This is a genomic window from Trichocoleus sp. FACHB-46 (assembly GCF_014695385.1).
GTDB lineage: Bacteria > Cyanobacteriota > Cyanobacteriia > FACHB-46 > FACHB-46 > Trichocoleus.
Genome location: NZ_JACJOD010000019.1, coordinates 1 through 6039, shown reverse-complemented (window position 1 = coordinate 6039; position 6039 = coordinate 1). Strand labels below are relative to the sequence as shown.

The window sequence follows — 6039 nt, the reverse complement described above, 5'->3', positions numbered from 1 at the left end:
CTTTGCCATGTTTATGGATGCGGGGGTAAGTGCAGAGTTTGCATTCCATAGATCATGCTTGAGGGGAGGTGCCTTGCTACTTTACCGAACCCACCACGTTTTGATGCACTACCCCGCTCTTGAGGGGTACGCTGAACAGTTATTATACGGTTTGGCTGTGCCATAAGAAGCTCACACCCAAGTATCGAGAGTATGTGCTTAAAGCTAAGGAAAGCAAGCAGGTTTATCATCTTCAGTCTCCTGAGCAGGTGAAAGAGTTCTACCGAGCTGTCGAACTAGAACTCGCAAAATAAAGGTTATTGTGGTATTCAAAAACGCTTAAAAAGAGGTATGCCGCCCCAAAGTTACTTACGAGGTTATCTGTTAAATCAGATTGTGGGGAGAGCGGCGCAGTTCCAGCGAACAACCGCGTGCACCGCATTGACTGAGATGCTTTCTGCTTCGTTTTAAGTCCCCTACATCTGGTGACGCTAATCGTTATGGTTCTGTCGCAAGAACTATTGAGGTACAAACAATTGACCGACTCTAGACTCAATTAAGCAACAAGTCCAAAAATTTGAGACACGAATTCTACTTGTGCTCGCACATCGCCACTTCCAACCCCCTGAGCCTGTCCTTTGCGAATCATATTCATCGCTTCAATTCTCTCAACGTGTGTCTAGCACTGTTGAAAGACTTGCACCCCATCATCGGTTTGACGATACGCTTGATATGGCGATGGTCTTGCTCAATCCGGTTATTCAAGTATTTCACCTGCCGCAGTTCGGTCTTTGCTGCCAGCGTTTTCTCACTCTTTAACCGCTCAATGGCAACCGGATAAGCGGCATGCTTGTCCACATTGATGACGCGTGGTGCAGTGACATGGTTAGCTCTCAACACTCTACGAAAGAAGCGCGCCGCTGCCTTGCCATCCCGCTTGACGCTCAGCATAAAGTCCAAAGTATTGCCTTGTGAATCGACCGCGCGATACAGATACTCCCACTCGCCTTTGATTTGGATATACGTTTCGTCTACCCTCCACGAGTCGTTGGTTGGCTTCAGATATTGTCGAAGACGTTTGTTTAGTTCCGGGGCGTACTTTAGCACCCAGCGATTGATCGTTGAGTGATCCACTTCGACCCCTCGTTCGGCCATCATCTCCTCTAAGTTTCGGTAGCTCAAGGCATAGCGGCAATACCACCGAACATTCAGCAGGATGATTTCAGGCAAAAAGTGTCGCCATTTGAACTGAGAGGAAGTAGGCATGGGGACGATAGGAACAGGGGGGCATGCTTTCCCACCTTATCATCACCCTCTTTTTGCGACAGAACCTGTTTTTCCTCAGCCTTGCTGGTACTAGCGAGGCGGCGATAATCTGCCTTGACGTTTTGCTCCCGGATATTGTACTCAACAATTCCCACCACGATGACTGCTGAAATAATGAGCCAACGGGCAACTTTAATGCGATTCATAGCACTCCTTTAGTCAGTAGGGGCGAACAAAAGAGGGTTGCGCACCGTGTCAACTCTTTTATCCGGGATAAAGCCTTCTAACCTTTGGTTTGGCAGGAGGTTGTTCTGTAGAAACAATAGATTTAACCGCAAATCCTGATTTTGCAAGAGCTATGAGCTAACCAACCCCGATTCAACTACAGGATGGCGCGATTATTTATATTGAGGCTGCTGATAATGTTCGAGAGCCCACCATCGAAGCTGAAATCATTCAAGACGTAACTCGTGAAATGACTCGTGAAGAGGTAGGTGGCGAGCTCAGGGGGATTAAGGGGGTAGTGACTAAAGTCTCACGATTGAGATACTGTTGATATCCCAGTTATTGAGAATACTTAAAACTCCTGCTATCAGATAGCTTCAAGCGAAAAATTCCTGTCTTGGGGTAGTAGGGGACCATGCTGCGATCGCTCTCTCAATCCAGGCATTACAGTTTAAGAGACCTCATAGCTGATGCTGCCTTGGATATGAGCCGAGGACAAATTTGGCAATGATAGGCTGATGGAAAGGGACTTTTTGTGGGGAAAACAGACAAAAAGTTTTGGCATAAGCACCTGAAATAGAGGAGTTATGCCGAAACTTTTGTCTAATAATAGTTATGCCTCAGTAACGCATATCTACAACGTGCATGCACCCCCATTTCCCGAATACGTGGACGATGATTACCGTCACCTCTCGACGATTCGGCTTCCTGCGTTTGCAGGAATGCAAATCACTGATGGTCCTTACGGGGCGGTGTCTTCTTCCAGCCCTTCAACTGGCGAAACTTATGCCTGTGCAGAGAAAGAGTTGGACCCGGACGTGTTCCGTGCAGTTGTGCAATGGGTCATCGAACATGACTCCCAAATCCGGACACTTCTTTTTCCGGCATTGGTTGACCAATATTGGGAGATGCGCGACCTTGTAATCGAATGCCTCGACGATGAAGACCCTGATCAAATGGTCCCAACGATCACAGAACCGGAGGAACTAGCCACATTGTGTGGATTGGTCGCTCTTCATGTCGGAGGTAGGAGTACCAAGGGAGAGCCGCGGTTCGGCATCGAACTTGGTTGTAATTGGGAGGAAGAGCACGGCGTAGGTGTTCGTTTTCAGGGACTAAGGGTGGTACAAGCCGGTCACGCATCGGACGCTTTCTTGTTTCCCGATGAGGAGGCATAACAAAACCCAATGCACGCCGACCGTTGGGGTTGCCTGTTAGAGTTTGAGGTTGTCTGCGGCGGGTGATTGGGATCGTTCGGTGGCTTCCTCCAATCCTTGTTTATGCGATACTGCTGTTACGTGTAAAGCCACGACGTGTGACCTGACGATGGCACAACTCACCACATCTGCTCTTCCCAAGAAGCAACTCGCTGCAGGTGTCATTCTCCTGAACGAGCAACGTCACCTCTTGCTGGTCAAACCGACCTACCGAGACGGATGGCTTTTACCAGGCGGTATCGTTGAGGTATGGGAGTCACCGTGTCAAGCAGCGCTCCGAGAAGTTCTTGAGGAGCTCAATCTCGCCGTCAGGATCGAGCGGCTCTTGTGTATCGACTATCAGAAAAATGAAACCGCGCCTCGCGAGAACATCCAGTTTGTCTTCTACGGTGGCATACTCACGGCACATCAACAGCGGTTCATTCAACTCCCGCCATCAGAGCTTTCGGAGTATCGCTTCATTGAGCTTGGCGATGCAATCAACCTTTTGAATCCATATTCCGCTCGGCGTGTTCCAGTAGCTGTACAAGCACTCGAAGAGAAGAAGACGTTCTATTTAGAGAACGGAACCATTGTGTGCTGATGATAACCACGCATATCCAAGTGCATTATCATATCTATGTCATTGTCACCGAACAATTCCCATGCACACCGACCGTCTAAGGTGATCGGTTGTTATGCAAGCAATTGTTGCGGCGGGTGATAGGACCGTTAGACGGCAAGAGTCTCTTGATGTTAAAAAATCCATATGAGTACAGACACTCAAACTGAGTACGCCGCCGCTTTGATTGATTTACACTGTGGACAAGATCGTAAAGGGCCAGGTGACTCTGACTTCTCGCGCCATATTTTGAGCCATCTTTCTACTTTGCCGCTCAAGCCGCGAATTGCCGATCTCGGATGTGGAAGCGGTGCTGGTGCATTGCTGCTTGCACAACACTTCCAAAGCACGGTCATGGCAGTTGATTCTTCTTCGGTTTTTATCGACGAATTGACAGCGCGTGCAAAACAGTTTGGTCTTGAGCATTTAATCATGCCGATTCAGGGTGATATGGCTCAAGTTGATTGGTTAGCGGGTTCAGTTGACCTGCTTTGGTCTGAGGGAGCGATTTATCATCTTGGGTTTGAGCAGGGTCTTAAAATCTGGCGACCGCTTCTTGCTAACAGTGGTATTGCCGTTATATCTGAGATGAGTTGGTTTATTGATAATGTGCCAGAGCCTGCGATCGCGTATTGGCAAAATGCCTATCCGATGATGGGGACTGAGGCTGAGAATATCGATCGGGCAAATCGGTCTGGCTTTATCGTACTTTCAACGCATCGACTGCCGAGTCAGGCCTGGTGGGTCAATTATTATGGACCGCTTCGTGAGCGGATGCAGCATATCGAAATTACCCCAATTACTCAATCAGTTATTCATGAAACTGAAGAAGAGATGAGACTGTTTGAAAAATTCAGCGACTCCTATGGTTATACGTTCTATGTTCTGCAAGCAGCTTAGAAAAAAGCCGTCTAACAATTCGCTTGGAGCGGACTGCTAGAAGCTACTGGTGTTAAGTTCAAGGTTATTTGCAGCCGCTAAAGCAACCCGCTGTGCTGCTGCGCAAAGCGAATACACGCGCAAGTTGATAAAATCGAAGATTATGGTTGATCATGATGAAGCTATGAACTCCATCATCAATGGAGACCTAAGACATTTGCAATTTCTCGCGGATAGGCATAATGATTTCCCGCATGGGCAAGACTCATTCATCCAACGACATTGGATAACCAACGCTGTTGATTGCGGAACATTTGAAGTCGTGCAATGGATGCTGGCTCAAAACGTCTCCCTTAGTTTTCGAGATGAGGAAGGATACACACCACTTCACGCGGCTATTGAGCGGAAGAACTCAGACAAACATCGTGTTCTTGAGCTTTTATGTTTAGCAGGAGCAGATGTAAATGCACACGGGATTAACGACTGGACACCACTTCATATGGCCGCAGCAAGAAATGATATAGAGGCTTTGAAGATTTTGCTTGCGCATAGGGCAGATGCCAGTATAAGAACACGTATTGACAGTTATGCAACTCCTTTAGAGGAGGCTAAGATACTTGGCTCCAAAGATGCAGTGAAGTTGTTGGAGCAATATAGATAATTTCCACCAGCGCATCCAACAGCAGCACAACAAATCGTTGCACCCCGACGCCCTACGGGCGCGGGTGAACTGGGTCATTAGGTCGCTTCATCTCTGGGTTGAGATAGTGATTCAAAGTTAACGATCAGTCGTTGGCTTTTTTACAACAATAAAGCAAGGTGTCGGAATAATGTCGCATTTGCTTCGCACTGAACGGTTAAGTTTGCGCTCCTGCCAAATGAGTGATCTAGATGCTGTACACCAGTTATGGAATGAGGCTGGTGTTCGACGGTTTCTCTTTGATGACCGACAAATCTCTGTAGAGGAAACAAAGTCATTTATCGAGACAAGTGTAGTGAGCTTTGCTAGTCATGACTATGGAATTTGGCTCTTTTTTGAGCATCAAAGCGATCAGGTAGCAGGTTTTTCAGGTCTGCTGCATTCACTACAAGGTTCACCAAGCCTAATCTTTGGCACACGACCTCAACTCTGGGGAAGAGGATATGCCAAGGAGTCTACGCTTTCTATACTTCGCTATACATTTGATGTGCTTGGATCGGACAGAGTCGAGGCAGATGTTGATGAGCCTAACAAAGGGATGGTAAGACAGGACGACGGCGTGTGTGGCCTGTCTACCCCGAATGGGTGAGGCAGTTTAACTTGGTTGAGATTTGCTTGCCCCAGGTCTCTGGAAAAGACTTGGGAAATCGGGTTTCTCAGCACTTTCGACGGCGTGGGGTGTCCCAGGTTTACAATTTGCGCCACCGTTAGGCAGTCCGATCGCTTGAATTCAACATGCCGATCGGGTTGGCAGCTCAGCAGATGGGACCCTCAACGGATGTCCATGAGAAGATTTATCATCACTGGATTACTGAGGAGGTGCATCAACGGGCCTGGGAAGCGGCGATGGCTAACCCCAACCGCCCACTTGCTCCTGCTGAACTGGGATAAATTGCAGATTTAGATGGCGATTGCTCCCGTCAAAAAATAACCCCACTAACTGTGGGGACAGTGTTACAAGCTGTGCGATCGCTTCTTTCGCACCTACTTGCTTGGTCGCTTCTTGGCTTCACTCTTACGATCGCCCCACCACATCCGCAGTAGCACTGGAAGCCCTATAAAAAAGCGATTATCTTGATTGTCAAGCCTGAGTTGCTCCATTGGCTATCAGAGGTGGTTGCCAAGAAGTTCCAGCTCGAATCATGGCATTGAGGATGCGCAGCAACTTATGC

General features: G+C 48.1%; 7 protein-coding genes and 1 pseudogene. 6 read left to right on the top strand and 2 right to left on the bottom strand.

The genetic code is table 11. The features are described from left to right. Positions 1 to 535: 535 nt before the first annotated feature. Positions 536 to 1245: pseudogene (locus H6F72_RS11915) on the bottom strand (IS6 family transposase). Next, entirely contained in the window at positions 1188 to 1451 is a 264-nt protein-coding gene (locus H6F72_RS11910) for a hypothetical protein (RefSeq protein WP_190435278.1), read from the bottom strand. The pseudogene H6F72_RS11915 and the gene H6F72_RS11910 overlap by 58 nt, the downstream one beginning before the upstream one ends. Before the next feature lie 606 nt (positions 1452 to 2057). Between H6F72_RS11910 and H6F72_RS11905 the strand changes: the two genes are divergently transcribed. The 6 genes from H6F72_RS11905 to H6F72_RS11880 all read left to right on the top strand — a co-directional run bounded on the left by H6F72_RS11905 (position 2058) and on the right by H6F72_RS11880 (position 5758). Further along, positions 2058 to 2648, top strand: a complete 591-nt coding sequence (locus tag H6F72_RS11905) for a hypothetical protein (protein WP_190435275.1) — start codon at positions 2058 to 2060, stop codon at positions 2646 to 2648. 148 nt (positions 2649 to 2796) lie between these two features. Then, the gene (locus H6F72_RS11900) at positions 2797 to 3270 is read left to right on the top strand and encodes an NUDIX hydrolase (RefSeq protein WP_190435273.1); all 474 of its coding nucleotides are present in this window, start codon (positions 2797 to 2799) and stop codon (positions 3268 to 3270) included. A 165-nt stretch (positions 3271 to 3435) separates the two neighbouring features. After that, complete coding sequence (locus tag H6F72_RS11895; protein WP_190435270.1) at positions 3436 to 4188, top strand: cyclopropane-fatty-acyl-phospholipid synthase family protein; 753 nt, start codon at positions 3436 to 3438, stop codon at positions 4186 to 4188. Between the two features lie 142 nt (positions 4189 to 4330). Further along, positions 4331 to 4828, top strand: a complete 498-nt coding sequence (locus H6F72_RS11890) for an ankyrin repeat domain-containing protein (protein ID WP_199299056.1) — start codon at positions 4331 to 4333, stop codon at positions 4826 to 4828. A gap of 169 nt (positions 4829 to 4997) precedes the next feature. Continuing rightward, the gene (locus H6F72_RS11885) at positions 4998 to 5456 is read left to right on the top strand and encodes a GNAT family N-acetyltransferase (protein WP_199299055.1); all 459 of its coding nucleotides are present in this window, start codon (positions 4998 to 5000) and stop codon (positions 5454 to 5456) included. A 146-nt stretch (positions 5457 to 5602) separates the two neighbouring features. Beyond that, complete coding sequence (locus tag H6F72_RS11880; RefSeq protein ID WP_190435267.1) at positions 5603 to 5758, top strand: hypothetical protein; 156 nt, start codon at positions 5603 to 5605, stop codon at positions 5756 to 5758. Positions 5759 to 6039 lie beyond the last annotated feature (281 nt).